This window comes from Xanthomonas cassavae CFBP 4642, assembly GCF_000454545.1.
Classification (GTDB): Bacteria; Pseudomonadota; Gammaproteobacteria; order Xanthomonadales; family Xanthomonadaceae; genus Xanthomonas; species Xanthomonas cassavae.
Genome location: NZ_CM002139.1, coordinates 1,085,549 through 1,104,844, shown reverse-complemented (window position 1 = coordinate 1,104,844; position 19,296 = coordinate 1,085,549). Strand labels below are relative to the sequence as shown.

General features: G+C 67.1%; 23 protein-coding genes. 16 read left to right on the top strand and 7 right to left on the bottom strand.

Going from position 1 to position 19,296, the window contains the following annotated elements; translation table 11 throughout:
* Nucleotides 1-5: 5 nt before the first annotated feature.
* On the bottom strand, nt 6-380 hold the full coding sequence (locus tag XCSCFBP4642_RS0104840) for a ComEA family DNA-binding protein (protein WP_323134651.1): 375 nt from the start codon (nt 378-380) through the stop codon (nt 6-8).
* A gap of 157 nt (nt 381-537) precedes the next feature.
* On the opposite strand from XCSCFBP4642_RS0104840, the gene XCSCFBP4642_RS0104835 reads away from it, so the two are divergent.
* From XCSCFBP4642_RS0104835 to murU, 4 genes are all read left to right on the top strand, one after another.
* Nucleotides 538-2,031, top strand: coding sequence for a M20 family metallopeptidase (locus XCSCFBP4642_RS0104835; protein WP_029218795.1), 1,494 nt, complete (start codon nt 538-540; stop codon nt 2,029-2,031).
* Nucleotides 2,032-2,747: 716 nt separating this feature from the next.
* Nucleotides 2,748-3,020: a GlsB/YeaQ/YmgE family stress response membrane protein gene (locus XCSCFBP4642_RS0104830; RefSeq protein WP_029218794.1), complete on the top strand. Its 273-nt coding sequence runs from the start codon at nt 2,748-2,750 to the stop codon at nt 3,018-3,020.
* Nucleotides 3,021-3,059: 39 nt separating this feature from the next.
* Complete coding sequence (locus XCSCFBP4642_RS0104825; RefSeq protein WP_029218793.1) at nt 3,060-4,079, top strand: aminoglycoside phosphotransferase family protein; 1,020 nt, start codon at nt 3,060-3,062, stop codon at nt 4,077-4,079.
* On the top strand, nt 4,076-4,810 hold the full coding sequence (gene murU, locus XCSCFBP4642_RS0104820; protein ID WP_029218792.1) for an N-acetylmuramate alpha-1-phosphate uridylyltransferase MurU: 735 nt from the start codon (nt 4,076-4,078) through the stop codon (nt 4,808-4,810). Before XCSCFBP4642_RS0104825 ends, murU begins: the two co-directional genes overlap by 4 nt.
* 92 nt (nt 4,811-4,902) lie before the next feature.
* Here murU and hda read toward each other — a convergent pair whose 3' ends face one another.
* Genes hda through XCSCFBP4642_RS0104805 form a run of 3 tightly spaced genes read right to left on the bottom strand, consistent with a single transcriptional unit; the run spans nt 4,903 to nt 7,882 of the window.
* Nucleotides 4,903-5,610, bottom strand: a complete 708-nt coding sequence (gene hda, locus XCSCFBP4642_RS0104815; protein WP_029218791.1) for a DnaA regulatory inactivator Hda — start codon at nt 5,608-5,610, stop codon at nt 4,903-4,905.
* Nucleotides 5,607-6,773: an AI-2E family transporter gene (locus XCSCFBP4642_RS0104810; protein ID WP_029218790.1), complete on the bottom strand. Its 1,167-nt coding sequence runs from the start codon at nt 6,771-6,773 to the stop codon at nt 5,607-5,609. Before XCSCFBP4642_RS0104810 ends, hda begins: the two co-directional genes overlap by 4 nt.
* A complete protein-coding gene (locus XCSCFBP4642_RS0104805; protein WP_029218789.1) occupies nt 6,770-7,882 on the bottom strand; it encodes a DUF2066 domain-containing protein in 1,113 nt (370 codons plus the stop codon). Before XCSCFBP4642_RS0104805 ends, XCSCFBP4642_RS0104810 begins: the two co-directional genes overlap by 4 nt.
* 22 nt (nt 7,883-7,904) lie before the next feature.
* Between XCSCFBP4642_RS0104805 and purM the strand changes: the two genes are divergently transcribed.
* The 5 genes from purM to XCSCFBP4642_RS0104780 all read left to right on the top strand — a co-directional run bounded on the left by purM (nt 7,905) and on the right by XCSCFBP4642_RS0104780 (nt 11,787).
* Entirely contained in the window at nt 7,905-9,038 is a 1,134-nt protein-coding gene (gene purM / locus XCSCFBP4642_RS0104800; RefSeq protein ID WP_029218788.1) for a phosphoribosylformylglycinamidine cyclo-ligase, read from the top strand.
* Between the two features lie 13 nt (nt 9,039-9,051).
* Nucleotides 9,052-9,516: a hypothetical protein gene (locus tag XCSCFBP4642_RS0104795; RefSeq protein WP_029218787.1), complete on the top strand. Its 465-nt coding sequence runs from the start codon at nt 9,052-9,054 to the stop codon at nt 9,514-9,516.
* Between the two features lie 35 nt (nt 9,517-9,551).
* Nucleotides 9,552-10,205, top strand: coding sequence for a phosphoribosylglycinamide formyltransferase (gene purN, locus XCSCFBP4642_RS0104790; RefSeq protein WP_029218786.1), 654 nt, complete (start codon nt 9,552-9,554; stop codon nt 10,203-10,205).
* Nucleotides 10,206-10,269: 64 nt separating this feature from the next.
* Nucleotides 10,270-11,100, top strand: a complete 831-nt coding sequence (locus tag XCSCFBP4642_RS0104785; RefSeq protein ID WP_029218785.1) for a DUF3108 domain-containing protein — start codon at nt 10,270-10,272, stop codon at nt 11,098-11,100.
* 3 nt (nt 11,101-11,103) lie between these two features.
* A complete protein-coding gene (locus XCSCFBP4642_RS0104780) occupies nt 11,104-11,787 on the top strand; it encodes a DUF3108 domain-containing protein (protein ID WP_029218784.1) in 684 nt (227 codons plus the stop codon).
* Nucleotides 11,788-11,974: 187 nt separating this feature from the next.
* On the opposite strand, the gene XCSCFBP4642_RS0104775 is transcribed toward XCSCFBP4642_RS0104780, so the two are convergent.
* From XCSCFBP4642_RS0104775 to XCSCFBP4642_RS0104765, 3 genes are all read right to left on the bottom strand, one after another.
* Nucleotides 11,975-12,298, bottom strand: coding sequence for a hypothetical protein (locus XCSCFBP4642_RS0104775; RefSeq protein WP_029218783.1), 324 nt, complete (start codon nt 12,296-12,298; stop codon nt 11,975-11,977).
* Nucleotides 12,295-13,569 carry a UDP-N-acetylglucosamine 1-carboxyvinyltransferase gene (murA, locus tag XCSCFBP4642_RS0104770; RefSeq protein WP_029218782.1) on the bottom strand — a complete coding sequence of 425 codons (1,275 nt, stop codon included), beginning with the start codon at nt 13,567-13,569 and terminating at the stop codon, nt 12,295-12,297. Before murA ends, XCSCFBP4642_RS0104775 begins: the two co-directional genes overlap by 4 nt.
* Before the next feature lie 119 nt (nt 13,570-13,688).
* The gene (locus XCSCFBP4642_RS0104765) at nt 13,689-13,916 is read right to left on the bottom strand and encodes a BolA family protein (protein WP_029218781.1); all 228 of its coding nucleotides are present in this window, start codon (nt 13,914-13,916) and stop codon (nt 13,689-13,691) included.
* 53 nt (nt 13,917-13,969) lie between these two features.
* Between XCSCFBP4642_RS0104765 and XCSCFBP4642_RS0104760 the strand changes: the two genes are divergently transcribed.
* The 7 genes from XCSCFBP4642_RS0104760 (at nt 13,970) to hpf (ending at nt 19,282) form a co-directional block, all read left to right on the top strand.
* On the top strand, nt 13,970-14,971 hold the full coding sequence (locus tag XCSCFBP4642_RS0104760) for a KpsF/GutQ family sugar-phosphate isomerase (protein ID WP_029218780.1): 1,002 nt from the start codon (nt 13,970-13,972) through the stop codon (nt 14,969-14,971).
* A 48-nt stretch (nt 14,972-15,019) separates the two neighbouring features.
* Nucleotides 15,020-15,568, top strand: coding sequence for a KdsC family phosphatase (locus tag XCSCFBP4642_RS0104755; RefSeq protein WP_029218779.1), 549 nt, complete (start codon nt 15,020-15,022; stop codon nt 15,566-15,568).
* Complete coding sequence (lptC, locus tag XCSCFBP4642_RS0104750) at nt 15,565-16,140, top strand: LPS export ABC transporter periplasmic protein LptC (RefSeq protein WP_029218778.1); 576 nt, start codon at nt 15,565-15,567, stop codon at nt 16,138-16,140. The genes XCSCFBP4642_RS0104755 and lptC overlap by 4 nt, the downstream gene beginning before the upstream one ends.
* A complete protein-coding gene (lptA, locus tag XCSCFBP4642_RS0104745) occupies nt 16,118-16,684 on the top strand; it encodes a lipopolysaccharide transport periplasmic protein LptA (protein ID WP_029218777.1) in 567 nt (188 codons plus the stop codon). Before lptC ends, lptA begins: the two co-directional genes overlap by 23 nt.
* Nucleotides 16,684-17,403, top strand: a complete 720-nt coding sequence (lptB, locus tag XCSCFBP4642_RS0104740; protein ID WP_029218776.1) for an LPS export ABC transporter ATP-binding protein — start codon at nt 16,684-16,686, stop codon at nt 17,401-17,403. Before lptA ends, lptB begins: the two co-directional genes overlap by 1 nt.
* Nucleotides 17,404-17,443: 40 nt before the next feature.
* Entirely contained in the window at nt 17,444-18,877 is a 1,434-nt protein-coding gene (locus tag XCSCFBP4642_RS0104735) for an RNA polymerase factor sigma-54 (RefSeq protein ID WP_033898002.1), read from the top strand.
* Nucleotides 18,878-18,964: 87 nt separating this feature from the next.
* Nucleotides 18,965-19,282 (top strand): ribosome hibernation-promoting factor, HPF/YfiA family, encoded by a 318-nt coding sequence (gene hpf, locus XCSCFBP4642_RS0104730; RefSeq protein ID WP_011037930.1) that lies wholly within the window; start codon nt 18,965-18,967, stop codon nt 19,280-19,282.
* The last annotated feature ends 14 nt before the right edge of the window (nt 19,283-19,296 follow it).

The following is a 19,296-nucleotide window of genomic DNA, read 5'->3' as shown; positions in this document are numbered from 1 at the left end:
TCCCCTCAACGCCGTCCCACCGGTTTCACCGCCGCCCCCCTGGCAGCCTTCTTGGCAGGAGCCATCGTGGCTCCTACTTCGATCAGGTCGCGATTCCGTTCGACCGTCTTGAGTCCGATGCCCTTGACCAGTGCCAGTTCCTCGGCACTTTTGAAGGGACCGTTTGCCTGACGGTGCTCCACGATTGCCTCGGCTTTTGATCGCCCGACGTTCGTCAGCACCTTGTCCAATTCCTCAGCAGATGCGGTGTTGATATCGACCTTCTCAAGCGCGTACGCATTCGAGGACAACAACAACGCCAGTAGCAGGGACTTCAGGACTACGGTAAATGACTTCATTGCAACGCTCCTTGTGGCTTGGGTGATGGTCCTAGCCAGCATTCCTGCCGGCCGAGCCAGTGTCCCGCGCCACATGCAGCAATCCTATCGCCAACGAACTTTTCACACAGCCGGTGAACTGCGCGCCGCCTTGTAGGAAAATCCCTACCCCATGTCACCAGCGTAGAATGTGTCGCTACGTCACGCATTCGGAGCCTCCATGGACAGCGCCAAGATCGACCAATTCCTCAGCGACACCTGGGACCGCGAGATCGTCCCGCAACTGGTCGATTACATCCGCATCCCCAACAAGTCGCCGATGTTCGACGCCGACTGGGTGGCCAATGGCTACATGGAGCAGGCCGTGACCCTGATGGAAACCTGGGCGCGGGCACAGGCCATCGACGGCATGCAGGTCGAGGTGGTGCGCCTGGAAGGCCGCACGCCGTTGATCTTCATCGAAATTCCGGCCACCGGCGCCGAATCCGGCGACGACACCGTATTGTTGTATGGGCACCTGGACAAGCAGCCGGAGATGACCGGCTGGGATGCCGACCTCGGCCCCTGGGAGCCGGTGTTGCGCGAGGACAAGTTATATGGCCGCGGTGGCGCCGACGACGGCTACGCGATCTTCGGTTCGCTCGCCGCGATCCTGGCGCTGCGTACCCAGGGCCTGCCGCATGCGCGTTGCGTGGTGCTGATCGAGGCCTGCGAAGAGTCCGGCAGCTACGATTTGCCCGCCTACGTGGATCACCTGGCCCAGCGCATCGGCAAGCCGTCGCTGGTGGTCTGCCTTGATTCGGGTTGCGGCAACTATGAGCAGCTGTGGTGCACCACCTCGTTGCGCGGCCTGACCGGCGGCAGCCTCAGCGTGAAGGTGCTGGAGGAAGGCGTGCATTCCGGCGATGCCTCCGGCGTGGTGCCTTCCAGTTTCCGTCTGCTGCGCCAGCTGTTGTCGCGCATCGAAGACGAAACCACCGGCCGCATCCTGCTCGACGGCCTGCATGTAGAGGTGCCCGCCGAGCGGCTGACCCAGGCCAAGGCGGCCGCCGCGACGCTGGATACCGCAATCTTCGACAAGTTCCCGATGGTCGATGGCCTGGTGCCCATGCATGAGGAGTTGACCGAGCTGGTGTTGAACCGGACCTGGCGCCCGGCACTGTCGATTACCGGGGTGGATGGCATGCCGCCGCTGGCCTCGGCCGGCAACGTGCTGCGCCCGCACACCGCGGTGAAGCTCTCGCTGCGGTTGCCGCCGACCGCCGACGGCAAGGCCTGCGGCGAGCTGCTCAAGACCGCCCTGCTGCGCGACCCACCCAATGGCGCGCAAGTGAGCCTGGAGCTGGAAAAGGCCTCGTCGGGGTGGAATGCGCCGGAAATGGCACCGTGGCTGACAAAGGCCATCGACGACGCCAGCCACGCGTTCTTCGCCAAACCGGCGATGTACATGGGCGAAGGCGGCTCGATCCCGTTCATGGGCATGCTTGGCGAGAAGTTCCCGGGCGCGCAGTTCATGATCACTGGCGTGCTGGGGCCGCATTCCAATGCCCATGGGCCGAACGAGTTCCTGCACATCCCGATGGGCAAGCGGGTGACGGCCTGCGTATCGAAGGTGATCGCCGAGCATCATGCGGCGTGCCTGCGCGGGGAAACCAGCGGCTCGCCGGTGGCTGCCGATAGCGGCACCCGGCATGGTGGACACGGCTGCTGCTGAGCCCCGGGGGTGGCCCTTGTATGCGGTTGGGTGCGAGGGTTATCGATTGAGCTGTGTTGTTCGGGGCTTGGGTGAGAGGTCGCTGGACTTGGCTGGCGGCCGTACCCTCACCCCACCCCCTCTGCCGGCGGGAGAGGCTTTTGGTCGGGGCTGGGCTGTTTGTCCGAGGTGCCATCGCCATCCGAGCTGCCGCCGCCGTCCTTGCTTCGCTGAGCGCGGTTAGCGCTTATCGCATCGGCGGCATGTTCGGCGCCGCCCCGTCTGGAAGGAGTTCAAGTGTCGCCCTGCCGGATGGGGACTCACTGTCGGCACTCCATCCGTTGCCTCGCGTGCGCCGTTGTTTCGTGTGCGCGTGGCTGGTGAACAGCCCCCGCAGGCTCGGGTAGATCACCGGCGTTGGCTGGCCTCGGCGGCCGGCGCCGCCTCCAGGCAGCCTGCAACGACTCCCAGTCCTCTTTTCCCCGGCATAGGCAGATGTTGCCGTCGTGGCGCCCGATCTGCTGGATGATGGCACCCGGCCGGTCGCCACCGAACCAGCGGTAACGCCGGAAGGGGTTGGCGCCTTCCCTGCCGCGTCGCTGTTGCCGTGCGGTGCGGTGCGGTGCGGTGCGGTGCGGACTGCAGCTTGCAGCGAGTGCCTTCAGCGTTGTGCGCGCAGCGCGGGTGGTAGGCATCCGAAATGCTAGTCTGCCGATCCCGTTCGCTCTGGTGCTGCAATGAACACAGTGTTTGGTAGCGACAGCTGGCTCTACATCCTGCTGGTCGGATTTGTGGTCGGGTTGCTGGCCCGTTTCATCACGCCCGGCACGCAGCGTCTGGGGTGCCTGCTGACCATCGTGCTGGGCATTGCCGGTGCGGTGGTGGCGAGCTGGTTCGGCCGGTACATGGGGTGGTACCGCCCGGGCGAACCCGCCGGATTTCTGGGCGCGCTGCTCGGCGCCATCGCCATCCTTGCGCTGCTGCGGCTGTTCAGCGGCAGCAAGCGCTGAGCGCCGCGTGTCCATCACTTCACCACTCAGCAACGAACCATGACGTCTTCGCCTTCAGAGACCGCGCGCGACGCGCTTCGCCTGCAATGGGCGCGCCATGCGCTCGACGATCCGCATGCCAGCCTGCACCGCGCGTCGGTCGACGCGGGGTTTCGCAGCTATTGGCGCACCCATGGGCGCGGCGCGGATCGCATCCTGATGGATGCGCCGCCGGAGCTTGAAAACGTCGCGCCGTGGCTGCGGATGCAGGCCTTGCTGGGTGCGCATGGCGTGCGCGTGCCGCGGGTACTTGCGCAGGATCTGCAGACCGGCTTTCTGCTGCTGGAGGACCTTGGCGTGCCGACGTTTGCACAGGTGCTCACCGAGGCCAATGCCGATGCGCTGCTGGACGACGCAACCGCGCAACTGCTGTTGCTGCAGCGCATTCCGCCGCCCGCCGAGAGCGGCAGCTTCGGCGAGGCCTTGCTGCAACGCGATGCCGGATTGTTCGAGGAATGGTTCCTGGGCCGCCACCTGGGCGTGCAGCTGAGTTGCGCGCATGCCGAGCAGTTGCAGCTGGTGCAGCGCCGCTTGATGGACAACGCGCTGGCGCAGCCGCGCGTATTCACCCATCGCGATTTCATGCCGCGCAACCTGATGCCGGTGGCCGGCGGCCCGGCGGTGCTGGATTTCCAGGACTGCGTGATCGGCCCGATCGCCTACGATCCGATCAGCCTGTTCAAGGACACCTCGGTGAGCTGGCCGATCGCCCGCGTGGACGGCTGGCTGGAGCGCTACCACACGCGCGCTGTTGCGGCCGGATTGCCGGTTCCGCCGCTGGCGCAGTTCCTGCGCGATGCGGACTGGATGGGCGTGCAGCGGCATCTGAAGAATCTGGGCATCTTCTCGCGCCTGAGCCATCGCGATGGCAAGCACTGGTATCTGGACAACGTACCGCGCTTCATCGGCTACCTGGATGAGGTGCTGCCGCGCTACGCCGAGCTGGCGCCATTGATCGGCGTCCTGGACGAGGTGATCAAGCCAGCCCTGGCCGTGCGGATGTCGCAGGCCACGCCATGAAGGCGCTGATCTTTGCCGCAGGATTCGGCGAGCGCATGCGTCCGCTGACCGAGCGCACACCCAAGCCCCTGCTGTCGGTCGGTGGCACGCCGCTGATCGTCTGGCACCTGCGCAAGCTCGCTGCGCTGGGCGTGGCCGAGGTGGTGATCAATACCTCCTGGCTGGCCGAGCAATTCCCGCAGGTGTTGGGCGACGGCGGCGCCTTTGGCCTGCGCCTGCACTATTCCTACGAAGGCGCCACGCCGTTGGAGACTGGTGGCGGCATGCTGCATGCGTTGCCGCTGCTGGGCGATGCGCCGTTCCTGCTGGTCAACGGCGATATCTGGAGCGACTTCGACTTTGCGCGCCTGTCCGACGAACCAGCCAGGTTGGCGCAGTTGGTGCTGGTCGACAAGCCTGCCTATGCGGCCCACGCCGACTTTGCCCTGGAGGCCGACGGCAAGGTGCGCGCCGATCTGCCTGCTACCCACACCTATGCCGGCATCGGTGTCTACCGACCGGCATTGCTGCGCGGCTGGCGATCGGTCATTGGTCAGTTGCCAGAACAGACCGGCACGGCGCCGCGGTTTGCGCTGGCGCCGATCCTGCGCGCGCAAATGGCGGCAGGCCTGATCGACGGCATCCATCATGCCGGGCGATGGACCGATGTCGGCACACCGCAGCGGCTCACCGACCTGCAGGGGGAACTGGCGGGACCCGGGACCCGGGACCCGGGACCAGAGAAAAGCTGACGCGCCAGGGCGTGGGCATCACCTGGCGCCGATCCACCGGAGCGTATCCATGCACGGCACAATACTGCACCGCGATCCGCTTCGCTTCTGCGTTATCCGGGTCCCGGCATCCCCGCTACCACACGCCGCAGAAACGGCACGGTGATGCGGCGTTTCGCGGCCAACGACTCGCGATCCAGCCGATCCAGCAAGGCCACCAGCAAGGCCAGTTCGCGCTCGCTGTGGGTGAGCAGCCAGTCGATCGCCGCGTCGTCCAGCGCCAGGCCGCGTCGCTGTGCCCGATCGCGCAGCACCGCCGCGCGTGCTGCATCGTCGAGCACCGGTAAGCCGATGCGGATGCACTGCGACAGCCGCGACCGCAGGTCGGGGAGCATCAGTGCCAGCCCATCGGGCATCTGCCGGGCGGTATAGAGCAAGGTACTGCCGGCCGCGCGCGCACGGTTGTGGAAATCGAACAGGGCCACTTCATCGTCGCGTTGCCCAGCGATGCTGTCCACGCCATCCAGCGCCACCAGGCTGCGCCCTTCCAATGCTTCAAGCGCATCGCGCAGGCGGCCGGCAGCGGCCTGCAGCGGCAGGTACGCCGGCGCGCGCCCGGCCTGCTCGGCCGCCGCGCAAATCGCCAGGGCCAGGTGGGTCTTGCCGGTGCCTGCAGGACCGGCGAGGTAGAGCCAATCGCTGACCTGCCCGGCGGCCAGGGCCTGCAACTGCGCCAGCAGGCCCTCGGGCGCGGCGATGTAACTGTCGAAGCGCTGGTCGGACGGCGCGCGCAACGCCAGCGGCAATTGCGGGACACTCACAACCGATCTGCATCCCTGGTCGGGTCGATGATGACGCTGCGCTCTGGCGTTGACTGCAGCACGATGCCGGCCCGCTCGCCCGCGTACAGATCGCTGCGGGTGTATTGCTCGTGCGCGTAGCGCAGCAATACGTTGGCCACCGCGGCCACCGGCAGCGCCAGCAGCATGCCCAGAAAGCCGAACAGCTGGCCGCCCGCCATCACCGCGAAGATCACCGCCACCGGATGCAGGCCGATCTTGTCACCGACGATGCGCGGGGTGAGCACGTAGCTTTCCAGCAACTGGCCAACGGTGAACACCACGCCCACGCCGATCAGCAGCTTCAGGTCCAACCCCTGCGCCTGCACGATGGCTGCCAGCAGCGCGAGCACGATGCCGGTGGTGGCGCCCAGGTACGGGATGAAGCTGATGAAGCCGGCGATGATGCCGATCAACAGCCCCAGATTGAGCCCGATGACGGACAGGCCGGTGGCATAGATCGCCCCCAGCGCCAGCATCACCAGAAACTGGCCGCGGATGAAGCCGCCGAGCACGTCGTTGGATTCCAGCGCCAGCCGGCTCACGGTACCGATGTAGGCGCGCGGGATGACCGCTGCCACCCGCTCCACCAGCCGGTCCCAGTCGCGCAGGAAATAGAACGCCAGGATCGGCAGCAGCGCCAGGTTGATCACCCAGGTCACCATCGCAAAGCCCGAACGCGAAACGTAGCCGAAGAAGGTCTTGGCGGCGCCGCCGGCCTGCTCCCAATGGCTGCGGATCCAGTCGATCAGGCGTTCCGGGTCCAGCCAGCCCATCAGCTCCACGCCGGTCTTGGCCTCCAGCCACGGGATCGCGGTGCCGATCGCCCAGGTGCGCATCTGCGGCAGCGCCTCGATCAGGGTCATGATCTGGCGCTCGATCATCGGCACCAGGATCATCAGCGCCAGCACGAACAGCAGTGTCGCCAGCACGAACACCAGCGCCACCGCCATGTTGCGCGAGCGCCCGGCACGTTCGATGCGATCCACCAGCGGGTCGCCCAGCCAGGCCAGCAGCAGCGCCAGCACGAACGGGGTCAGGATCGGCGCCAGCAGCGAGACCACCCACAGCACGCCGACGATCACCGCCGCCCATTTGAGGCGGCGCAGGAAGATGGCGATTTCGGCTTCGGGAGTCAGGGTCATTTCAGGCGGTACTCGGCGCGCTCGTTGTCGAGGATGATTGGGCCCTCGGTCGGGACCGATACCGAGACCAGGGGACTATTGTCGCCGAGCATACGGTTGAGCCCGGAAATGCCCGTGAGCAGCTCCAGATCCACCTCAATGCGATCGCCATTGGCGCTGACCGGGCGGATGCTGCGCACCACCGACACGCCCTGCAGCGCAGCGGCCACGCGCAGGTAGTCGTCGGCGCTGTGGATCCCGGTGATCACCGCGCGATACACGCCCGGCACGCCCGAATCCACCCGCTTGGCGTAGCGCTTGACCAGTGCGTCGGCAGCGCCATCGGCGCCAGCGGCCATCGCACGGCGGGCATCGCCATCGCTGCTGGTCCAGCTGGACAGCACGTTGCCGTCGTCCACGAACACCCAATCGGCGGTCCAGCCGGCCCCACTGCGGTAGAGCTTGCCGATCAGCTGCATCGGCGGGCTGTACTTGGCCGAGGCGCGCGACACCGCGGCGGTGTCCTTGCGCCAGATCGCACCGGCCAGCGCCTGTTCGGCAGCCGCGCCGCCCGGCAGGCCCAGCCGGTAGCCGCGCTCGATGGCGCGGTCGAGCACGCTGCGCGCAGCGTTGGCCTGCGCCACGCCAACCAGGCGTGGGCCGCTGCCATCGTCGATGGCAAGCCACAGCACCGGCTTGGGGCGCGGCAATGGCCACACCGGCAAGCCCAGCGCAGCGATCAGGCCATCCACGTCGGATTGCCGAAAACGCGCCACCAGGGTCGTGCGGAAGGTGGGGGCGCCGGTGCGCGAGGTCCCCTGATCCTGCCGATAGTCGTAATGTTCGACGTAGTTGGGCGCGTTACGCAGCGCCTGCGGCACGCCGGGGCGGCTCATGACGCTGCGGTCGCCGGAGACCTTGCCCAGCACGGCCCCCAGCGCGCGCGCCAGGGCACCGGGGCGATCGGACTCGCTCTGGCTGTTGACCGGCACTTCGGCATCGTAGGCGCTCTGCGCCTTGGCGACATCGCCTTCGGTACGCAGGTCTGCCTGCGCAAAGGCCGGAATGACAGGCATGGCGACCACGAGGGCGAGAAAGAAAGCGAGACTGCGGCGCATCGACGGTTCCATGGCGTAAGCGTATCCGGGTGAATTGTTGCCCGAATGGGGCGCTAGCGCCAACGTGGCTGTTAAAATCGCCGCCTTTACTGCCGAGCCACCCACGCCCGTGACCAGCCCAACGCCTTCCACTCCCTCGCCCATGACCTACCGCGACGCGGGTGTCGACATCGATGCCGGCAATGCCCTGGTCGAACGCATCAAGCCGCTGGTCAAGCGCAGCTTCCGGCCAGAGGTGATGGGCGGCCTGGGCGGTTTCGGAGCCTTGTTCGACCTGTCCGGCAAGTACAAGGAACCGGTGCTGGTGTCCGGCACCGACGGCGTGGGCACCAAGCTCAAGCTTGCCCAGCAGCTGGGCCGGCACGACACCATCGGCATCGATCTGGTGGGCATGTGCGTCAACGACGTGCTGGTGCAGGGCGCCGAGCCGCTGTTCTTCCTGGATTACTTCGCCACCGGCAAGCTGGATGTGGACACCGCCGCGGCGGTGGTGGGCGGCATCGCGCGTGGCTGCGAGCTGTCCGGCTGCGCCCTGATCGGCGGCGAAACCGCCGAGATGCCCGACATGTATCCGCCGGGCGAGTACGACCTGGCCGGCTTCACCGTCGGCGCGGTGGAAAAATCGCAGCTGCTGGATGGCGCGCAGGTGCGCGCGGGCGACGTGCTGATCGGCATCGCCTCATCCGGCCCGCATTCCAACGGCTATTCGCTGATCCGCAAGATCTACGAGCGTGCCGGCGCCCCGGCCGAGCATGTGCTGGACGATGGCAGCAAGCTGATCGACGCACTGATGGCACCGACCGCGCTGTACGTCAAGCCGGTGCTGGCCCTGCTCAAGGCGCATGGCGAGGCAATCCACGCCATGGCGCACATCACCGGTGGCGGGTTGACCGAAAACATCATCCGCGTCGTTCCGGACGGGCTGGGCCTGGACATCGACACCACCGCCTGGACGCTGCCGCCGGTCTTCGCCTGGCTGCAGCGCGCAGGCGCGGTGGCCGATGCCGAAATGTGGCGCACCTTCAACTGCGGCATCGGCTTCGTGCTGATCGCCGCCCCCGAGCAGGCTGCCGTGCTGGAACAGGCGCTGGATGCGCAGGCGTTGGCGCATTGGCGCATCGGCCAGGTGGTGCCGGCGCAGGGCGACGAGCGCGTGCGGATCGGTTAATCGAGGAATCTGCATGGACGCGCCCCCACTCGCACCGCCGGCATTGGCGCCGGCCAGCGCCGATGACCTGCAGCATCTCAAGCTGCTGTCGATCTTCCATTACGTGCTGGCCGGCATCACCGGGTTGTTTTCGTTGTTCCCGCTGATCCATCTGGCCATGGGCATTGCGATCATCACCGGCCACCTGCCGATGCAAAACGCCAATCCGGACGCGCCGCCGATGGATCCCCGCTGGTTCGGCTGGTTCTTCGTGGTGTTAGCGGCAGCCTTCATCTGCTGCGGCCTGACCTTGGCGGGCTTCATGGCCTACGCTGGCCGCTGCATCGCCCAGCGCCGGCGGCATCTGCTTTGCCTGATCGTGGCCGGCATTTCCTGCTCCTTCATGCCGTTCGGCACCGTGCTTGGCGTGTTCACGCTGGTGACGCTGCTGCGCCCGCAGGTCAAGGCCTTGTTCGCTCCGACCGCCACCGCCGCGTGACGCGCACTGCCCATGACTTCAGCGAATCCGCCCCCATGAGCCTGCGTCTGGCCGTCCTGGCCTCCGGCCGTGGCAGCAACCTGCAGGCCATCCTCGATGCCATCGCCGGCGGCCGGCTGCCGGCCGAGGTCGTCGGCGTGTTTTCTGATCGCCCTCAGGCGCCGGCACTGCACAAGGTCGGTGAGGCATTGCGCTGGAGCGCCAGCCCGCGCGATTTCGCCGACCGCGCGGCCTTCGACGCTGCGCTGGGCGATGCCATCGCCGCCGCGCAGCCGGACTGGGTGATCTGCGCCGGCTACATGCGCATCCTCGGCGAGCCGCTGGTGCGCCGTTTTGCCGGGCGCATCCTCAACATCCATCCGTCGCTACTGCCCAGATACCGCGGACTGCACACCCATGCCCGCGCACTGGAGGCCGGCGACACCGAACACGGCGCCAGCGTGCACCTGGTGGTGCCGGAGCTGGATGCCGGCAGCGTGATCGCGCAGGCCCGCGTGCCGGTCCTGCCCGGCGACAGCGCCGAGCAGCTGGCCGCACGCGTGCTGGCGCGCGAACACCCGCTCCTGTTGGCCACCCTGGAACTGCTAGCCGCAGGCCGCATGCAGATCCACGGCGACGCGGTTCACCTCGACGGTCAGTGCCTGTTTACGCCGCTACGACTAGAGTCCGCTGACACCGCATTGACCTGAATGCGGATACGCCTTCCTCATCCTGTCCAGGACATCCTTGCGGCCCCGTGCTTCCTATCAGCGCATGAACGTCATTCCGATCGCCACCGCGCTGTTGACCACTGCCCTGCTCGCCCCGGCCGGCAGCAGCCGCGCGCAGCAGCCTCCCGCCGCACCTGCGCCGGCCACGGCGCCCGCAGCGGCTGCCGCGCCCCAGACAGCGCCGGTGTCTGCCGCCACCCTGCCCGCCAGCACCTGGACCCCGCCGCCACTGGAACCGTTCGTGGCGACCTATCAGGCGTTCTACCGCGGCAAGGAGGCCGGCGATGCCACCATGCAGGTCAGCCACGGCGAAGGTAACCAGTGGCGCATCGACATGTCGGTGCGTGGCCGCAAGGGGTTCGCCAGCATCCTGGGGCTGAACCTGGAACAGAGCACGGTGTTCCGCGTCGACGGCGGCACCTACGTGCCGCTGAGCCAGAGCACGGTGCGCAAGGCGGTGTTCTTCGGCAAGAAGGTCACCGGCGTGTACAACTGGCAGGCCGGCACCGCGCAATGGGATGGCGACTTGAAGAAAGAGCGCCAGCAACCGATTCCGTTGCAGCCCGGCGACCAGAGCGCGCTGTCCCTGAACCTGTCGCTGATGCGCGACGCGCAACCCGGGCGCAGCCTGAGCTATCGCTACGTCGATGTCGGCCGGGTGCGCAAGTACGACTACCTGGCCGCCGATGCCACCGAGGTGGTACAGGTCGGCGACCTCAGCTACGACGCGTTGCGCGTGTACCGCGTCAACAGCGGCGACAACGAAACCATCCTTTGGATCGCCAACGGCGTTCCCACGCCGGTGCGTATCCTGCAACGTGACAGAGGTGAGGATCAGGTCGATCTACGCCTGGTCGAATATCAAGGAGCCTGACCCATGCACACCGTTTCCCGCACCTGTTCGCTGATCGCCGCCGCTGCACTGGCCGTGGCCAGCCTGCCGGCGTTCGCCATGCAGCCGTTCCAGGCCGATTATTCGGCCAACTACATGGGCATGCAGGCCAACGGCACCATGACCCTGGCGTCCACCGGCGCCAACCAGTGGCGCTACACGCTCACCATCCAGAACCAGCTGGCCAACCTGACCCAGAGCACGGTGTTCGAAGAGAGCAATGGCCAGCTGCGTCCGATCAGCAGCAACGACACCTCGTCGATGATGGTCAAGCGCCGCAACGTCACCGCCAATTACGACTGGAAAACCAGCCAGGCGACCTGGGGCGGCGACATCAAGCCGGACCGTCGTGGCCCGGTGAAGTTGCAGCCCGGCGATATGGATGCGCTGCTGATCAACCTGGCCATTACCCGCGACCTGGCCGCCGGCAAGCCGCTGAACTACCGCATGGTGGACGAAGGCCGCATCAAGCCGATGAGCTACAAGGTGGTCGGCAAGGAAACCATCACCGTCAACGGCAAGCAGGAACAGGCCACCAAGGTCTCGCGCGTGGATGGCGACAAGGAATTGATCGCCTGGGTGGTCAAGGACCTGCCGGTGCCGGCGCGCCTGCTGCAGAAGGAAAAAGGCCAGGACGCGCTGGACCTGACCATCAAGTCGCTGCGCTAAGCGAACTGCGCGCGACGGGGCTTTATCGGTAACGCCCCGTCGCGCGCAGGCACGCTCCTACCAGGGCATGGGACCTGCTCGACAGGCATCCTGCCTCCGACAGCGATGAAGAGCCCGGCCGCGAGCCGGGTTTTCCTTCCGATCGGCGTTCGGCGGACGCTGCGCAGCACGCAGAAACGCTCGACTCTCAGGGCTTGGCCGCCGCCTTGTCGTCGCCGCTGGAGAACACCGTGCGGCAGTCCACGCGGATCTGCTCGCCGGTGCTGCGCCAGTAGAACAGGTCGCAATGGCGCTTGCCTTCAACGGTCTTCCTGACCGCCACTGCATAGAACGACTGCGCGATCTCGTCGCGGCTGGCGGTGCCGTCGTTGTTCCAGTCCATGTCCTTGAACTCGACGCCCTGGGTGATCGCCATGCCCACCGACCAGGCATAGGCCAGCCACGCCAGGATCAGCACGATCACGCCGAGCAGGATCTTGCGCCGGGTGGTGAAGCGCCCGCGCAGGATCATGCGATGCGCTGGATGGTCGCGCCCAGCGCCCCCAGCTTCTCCTCGATGTTTTCGTAGCCACGGTCCAGGTGGTAGATGCGATCGATGGTGGTATCGCCGTCGGCGACTAGGCCGGCCAGGATCAGCGAGGCGGAGGCGCGCAGGTCGGTGGCCATCACCGGCGCGCCACTGAGGCGCTCGGCACCGCGCACGATGGCGGTGTGGCCTTCGACCTGGATGTCCGCGCCCAGGCGCAGCAATTCGTTGACGTGCATGAAGCGGTTTTCGAAGATGGTTTCGTTGATCACGCCCACGCCGTCGGCCACGCAGTTGAGCGCCATGAATTGCGCCTGCATGTCGGTGGGGAACGCCGGGTACGGCGCGGTGGTCAGGTTGACCGCACGCGGGCGCTTGCCATGCATGTCCAGGGTGATGCTGTCGGCGGTGGTGGTGATGCTGGCGCCGGCCTCGGTGAGCTTGTCCAGCACCGCGTCCAGGGTGTCCGGACGGGCGCGGCGCACGCTGACGCTGCCGCCGGTCATCGCCGCAGCGACCAGGAAGGTGCCGGTCTCGATGCGGTCCGGCAGCACCGCGTGGTGCCCGCCGCCCAGGCGCTCCACACCTTGCACCACGATGCGCGGCGTGCCGGCGCCCTCGATCTGCGCGCCGAGCGCGATCAGGCAGTCGGCCAGGTCGGTGACTTCCGGCTCCATCGCCGCGTTCTCCAGCACCGTGGTGCCTTCGGCGAGCACCGCGGCCATCAGCACGTTCTCGGTGCCGGTGACGCTGACCATGTCGAACACGTAACGGCCGCCCTTCAGGCGCCCGTTGCTGGTGGCCTTGATGTAGCCGTTCTCCACGCTGATCTCCGCACCCAGCGCCTGCAGGCCCTTGATGTGCTGATCCACCGGGCGCGAGCCGATCGCGCAGCCGCCGGGCAGCGACACCTCGGCGGTGCCGTAGCGCGCCAGCAGCGGCCCCAGCACCAGGATCGAGGCGCGCATGGTCTTGACCAGTTCATAGGGCGCGACCTGGTGGGTGACCGAGCGCGGGTCGACCAGGATCGAGCGGCCCTTGGCCAGCGTGCCTTCGTCGATGGTGACCTCGGCGCCCAGCTCGCTGAGCAGCTTCACCGTGGTGATCACGTCGTGCAGGTGCGGCACGTTGCTGATCTCCACCGGCGCATCGGCCAGCAGGGTCGCGCACAGGATCGGCAGCACCGCGTTCTTGGCGCCGGAAATATTGATCTCACCGTGCAGCGCTTGGCCGCCGGTCACTACGATTTTTGCCATGGGAGCTTGGGGAATCCGAAAAGGGATGTCGGGGGAATGGGAAGCGTCGCCAGGAGCCGGCCGGGCCGCTGGCAGTCGGGGCGCAAGCGCAGCCCAACCGGCCAGGACCCGGCTGACGCTCAGCCTTCGTCGGGCGTCAGCGTCTTGAGCTGCAGCGCGTGGATCGCGCCGCCCATCAATTCGCCCAGGGTCGCGTAGACCATGCGGTGGCGCGCCAACGGGGCCTTGCCGGCAAATGCGGGGCTGATCACGGTCGCCTCGAAGTGCACGCCGTCGTCGCCGTGCACGTCGACGCGGGCTTCGGGCAAGCCGGTTTCGATGAGTTTACGGATGGTTTCGGCGTCCACAGGGCGTTTCCTCATAAAATGAGCGCACATTCTACTCTTCACCCGAGTCCCGCATGGCCGTCTCGCACCTGCCTTCTGCCACCGTCAGCGACGCCAGCCTGGTCGCCAGCGGCCAGCGCGTGCTCCAGATCGAGCAGGATGCGCTGGCCAGCGTGGGCACGCGGATCGGCAGCGACTTCGCCGCGGCCTGCCGGCTGGTGCTGGCCTCGCGCGGGCGCGTGGTGGCCACCGGCATGGGCAAGTCCGGGCATATCGCGCGCAAGATCGCCGCCACCCTGGCCTCCACCGGCACGCCGGCGTTCTTCGTGCATCCGGGCGAGGCCGGGCACGGCGACCTGGGCATGATCACCGAGGCCGACATCGTGCTGGCGCTGTCCTACTCCGGCGAATCGGACGAGGTGCGCATGCTGCTGCCGGTGCTCAAGCGCCAGGGCAACCCGATCATCGCCATGACCGGGCGCGCAGGTTCCACCCTGGCCCAGGCCGCCGACGTGCACCTGGACGTGAGCGTGTCGGCCGAAGCCTGCCCGTTGCATCTGGCGCCCACCTCCAGCACCACCGCCTCGCTGGCGATGGGCGACGCGCTGGCCGTGGCGCTGCTGGACGCGCGCGGCTTCACCGCCGACGACTTCGCGCGCTCGCATCCGGCCGGCAGCCTGGGCCGGCGCCTGCTGCTGCACATCACCGACGTGATGCACAGCGGCGATGACCTGCCGCGCGTGCGCGAAGACGCCAGCCTGAGCGAGGCGCTGATGGAAATGAGCCGCAAGCGGCTGGGCATGACTGCGGTGGTGGACGCGGACGAGCGCCTGATCGGCCTGTTCACCGACGGCGACCTGCGCCGTGCGCTGGACAGCGATATCGACGTGCGCAGCGCTGGCATCGCCCAGGTGATGACGCGCAACCCGCGCACCATCGGCGCCGACCAGCTGGCCGCCGAAGCCGCACGGCTGATGGAGGACTACAAGATCAACGGTTTGATCGTGGTGGACGCGCAGCAATGCGCGGTCGGCGCATTGAACATTCACGACCTGTTGCGCGCCAAGGTGGTTTAACAGGTTCAGTTTTCAACCGCCGGACCCCGTTCTCACCGATTCGTGCCGATGCCCTATTCTCCCCTGCAGCACCTTCCCGCCGACCTGATCGAGCACGCCGCGCGGATCCGCCTGGCCTGTTTCGACGTCGACGGCACCCTGACCGACGGCCGTCTGTATTACGACCACGCCGGCAATGAGAGCAAGTCCTTCAATGTGCTCGACGGCCAGGGCCTCAAGCAGCTCGAACACGCCGGCATCCATGTCGCGCTGATCACTGCCCGCGCCAGCCTGTCGGCGGAAAAACGCGGACAGGACCTGGGCCTGCATGTGCAGATCGGGGTCAAGAACAAGCGCCTGGCGGTGCTGGCGCTGTGTCAGGAGCACGGTCTGTCGCTGGACCAGGTGTTGTTCATGGGCGATGACCTGCCGGACCTGCCGGCCCTGCTGGCGGTCGGCCTGCCGGTGGCCCCGGCCAATGCGCACCCATGGATTGCCGAACGCGTGCAGTGGCATACCCAGGCACGTGGCGGCGAAGGCGCCGCGCGCGAGGTCTGCGATGTGGTGCTGGCCGCGCAGGGCCAGGTCGAGGGCATCATCGAAAGGTTCTCCGCATGAGCTGGAACTGGCGCACCACCCTGGGTGTGGCGCTGTTCGCCGCCGCGGTGATTTCCGGCTGGTCGGCATGGCAGCAGCGCGCGCGTCCGGTCGAGACGGCAGTGGACGACTCCAAGGCCGACTACGTGCTGCGCGACTTCGAGCTGATCGCGCTGGACAAGCAAAGCGGCAAGGAATCGATGACGCTGCGCGCGCCGGAAATGCACCGCAACCGCGCCGATCAGACCTCGGACATCACCACGCCGGTGTTCCTGCTGCCCGACAACGCCAACCAGCCGTGGACGCTGCGCGCCAAGACCGGCTGGGTCAGCCCGAAGGGCGACGAGCTGCGGCTTCGTGGCGATGTCGAAGGCGACAGCCCCACCACCGGCCCAACCCCGCCAACCACCTTCCGCACCCAGAGCCTGGACGTATTCCCGCAGCAGAATCTCGCCAAGACCGCTGCGCCGGTGACCATGACCCGGCCGGGTATCATGCAGAGCGGAGTCGGCTTCGAGGCCGACCTCAAATCACGCCAGTACAAGCTCCTTTCCCAGGTCAAGACCCGCTATGAACCGAATGCTGCCCGCTAAACTGGCGTTTGCCGCGCTGCTGTTGCCCGCCCTTGCGATGGCAAAGACCAGCGACCGCAATCAGCCGATGGCGATCGATTCCAATGCCAATGATTGCAACATGCTCGACGACAGCGGCAAGTGCCGCTTCAGCGGCAATGTGGTGATCACCCAGGGCACGCTGGAAATCCACGCCGACACCGCCGACATCTTCCAGAAGAACGGCCAGACCGACCGCGTCGTGCTGACCGGCAAGCAGGCCACGCTCAAGCAGCAGATGGACGACGGCGCGATGATGAACGGCCAGGCCGACAACATCGAATACCAGGTCGCCAACGAAGTGATCGTGCTGACCGGCAATTACAAGGTCGACTCGCCCAAGGGCACCAACGCCGGCCAGCGCATGGTCTACAACACCAAGACCGGCAACATGCAAAGCGGCGGCGACGGCAGCCGCGTGCGTACCATCATCCAGCCCAAGACCGCAGCCCCTGCCGCGGCGACGCCGGCGCCGGCCGCCAAGCCTGCAGCCAAGCCGGCCACCAAGCCGCAGGGGAACAAGTAATGCTGGTCGCCACCGGTCTGCGCAAGAAGTACAAGCAACGCGAAGTGGTGAAGGAATTCGGCCTGACCCTGGAGGCCGGCGAAGTGGTCGGCCTGCTTGGCCCCAACGGCGCCGGCAAGACGACCTGCTTCTACATGATCGTCGGCCTGGTCGACGCCGATGCCGGGCGCATCGAGCTGGACGGCCGCGACCTGACCGCCGAGCCGATGTATGCCCGCGCCAAGCTGGGCGTGGGGTATCTGCCGCAGGAGCCGTCGATCTTCCGCAAGCTCACCGTGGCCGACAACATCCGGCTGGTGCTGGAGCTGCGTGAGGAACTGGACACTGCCGGCCGCGAGAAGGAACTGGTCTCGCTGCTGGAAGAACTGCAGATCACCCACGTGGCCGACCAGCTCGGCGCCAGCCTCTCCGGCGGCGAACGGCGCCGCTGCGAGATCGCACGCGCGCTGGCGGCCAAGCCGCGCATGATGCTGCTGGACGAACCCTTCGCCGGCGTGGACCCGATTTCGGTCGGCGAGATCCAGCGCATCATCATCCACCTCAAGGAACGCGGCATCGGCGTGTTGATCACCGATCACAACGTGCGCGAGACCTTGGGAATCTGCGACCGCGCGTATATCCTCGCCGAGGGGGGCGTGCTGGCGCAGGGGGCACCGGACACGCTGCTAGCCAATCCCGACGTCCGTCGCGTCTATCTGGGGGAAACTTTCCGCCTTTGAGCGCGTCGCCGCGCCCACGTTTTCTTCAGTCAGTGCCCGCATGAAAGCCCGGCTCCAGACATCGCTAGGACAGCAGTTGGTCATGACGCCGCAATTGCGTCAGGCGATCAAGCTATTACAGATGTCCACCACCGAGCTGGAACTGGAGATCGCCGAGGCGGTGGAGACCAACCCGCTGCTGGAATGGGCCGACGAAGCCGCGCATGCGGCAAGCGAGCCCCCGGCCGCGGCATCGTCCTCCAGCGAAGACACCCCGCGCGAGGACGCCGCACCGGCAGAACGCGATGACGACTGGTCGCAGGACGAGCTGCAATGGACCGGCACCGGTAGCGGCGGCAGCTTCGACGACGACGAGTCCGGCGATGCGGCCGAGCGCGTGGCCGAACCCGAAACCCTCGCCGACCATCTGCTGTGGCAGTTGCATCTGTCGCCGTTGTCGCCACGCGACCGCCAGATCGGCGCGACCCTGATCGACGCGCTGGACGAAGACGGGTACCTACGCGAGCCGCTTTCGGCGATTCTCGAAACGCTGGCGCTGGGCGCAGCCGTGGACGAGGCCGAAGTGCTGACCGTGCTGCACCAGATCCAGCGCTTCGACCCGGTCGGCGTGGGTGCACGCACGCTGGGCGAGTGCCTGGCCCTGCAGCTGGCGGTGCTCGACCCGGCCACGCCAGGCCGTGAGCTGGCGCTGCAGATCGTGGCCGGCCCGCTGGAACGGCTGCCGCGCAGCGGCGTGGCCGGCCTGGCGCATGAACTCAAGCGCTCGGCTGCCGATGTGGAACAGGCCGTGCAGCTGGTGCGCTCGCTGGACCCGCGCCCGGGCAAGCAGATCGGCGAGCTGTTGCAGGACACCTACGTGGTGCCCGATTGCGTGATCTGGCGCCAGCGCGGCGTGTGGCGCGCATCGCTGGCCGGGCGCGCGCAGCCCAAGGTCACCATCCACCGCGGCTACGAGAACCTGATCCGCAGCTGCGGCGAATCCGATGCCGGTTATCTGCGCGGGCAGTTGCAGGAGGCACGCTGGCTGCTCAAGAGCCTGGAGGCACGCGGCGAGACCCTGCTGCGGGTGGTGCGCTGCCTGCTGCAGCACCAGGCCGGGTTCCTGGAATTCGGTGCCCAGGCGCTGCGGCCGCTGACCCTGCGCGAGATCGCCGGCGAGCTCGGCCTGCATGAATCGACCATTTCCCGCGCGATCGCCCGCAAATACGTGCGCACCCCGCGCGGCACCATCGCGCTGCGCTCGTTCTTTGCCTCCGGCATCGACACCGACAGCGGCGGCGAGGCCTCCAGCACCGCGATCCAGGCCATGATCCGGCGCCTGATCGAGGCGGAAAACCCGCGCAAACCCTTGTCGGACGCCAAGTTGGCGGATCTGCTGAAAACGTCCGGCGTACCAGTGGCGCGGCGCACCGTTGCGAAGTATCGTGAGGCCATGAACATTTCCGCCTCCCACGAACGCGTGCGCATCGCCTGACGTTGCAACCACCGCAACGCCGGCCTGCACCGGGTTTGTCGGATCACCGGAACGGTTCATTGGCCCACCGACCAATGGAGGTATCCGATGCGCATCGAGACGTATGGCCACCAGCTTGAAGTGACCCCCGCCCTGCGGGACTACGTGGCAAGCAAGCTGCAGCGACTGCAGCGCCATTTCGACCAGCACTGTGAAGTCCGCACGCAGCTGGCCGTTCGCAAGCCGGACCACCACGTGGTCGCCACCGTCAACCTTCCCGGTCGCACGCTGCACGCCGACGCCAGCGGCTCCACCATGTACGCCGCCATCGACCTGCTGGTCGACAAGCTCGACCGCTTGGTCCTGAAGCACAAAGAAAAGAAATGTAACCACCATGCCCGCGAGGTGCGCGACAATCCCGCATGACGCTTCCCGCTTGA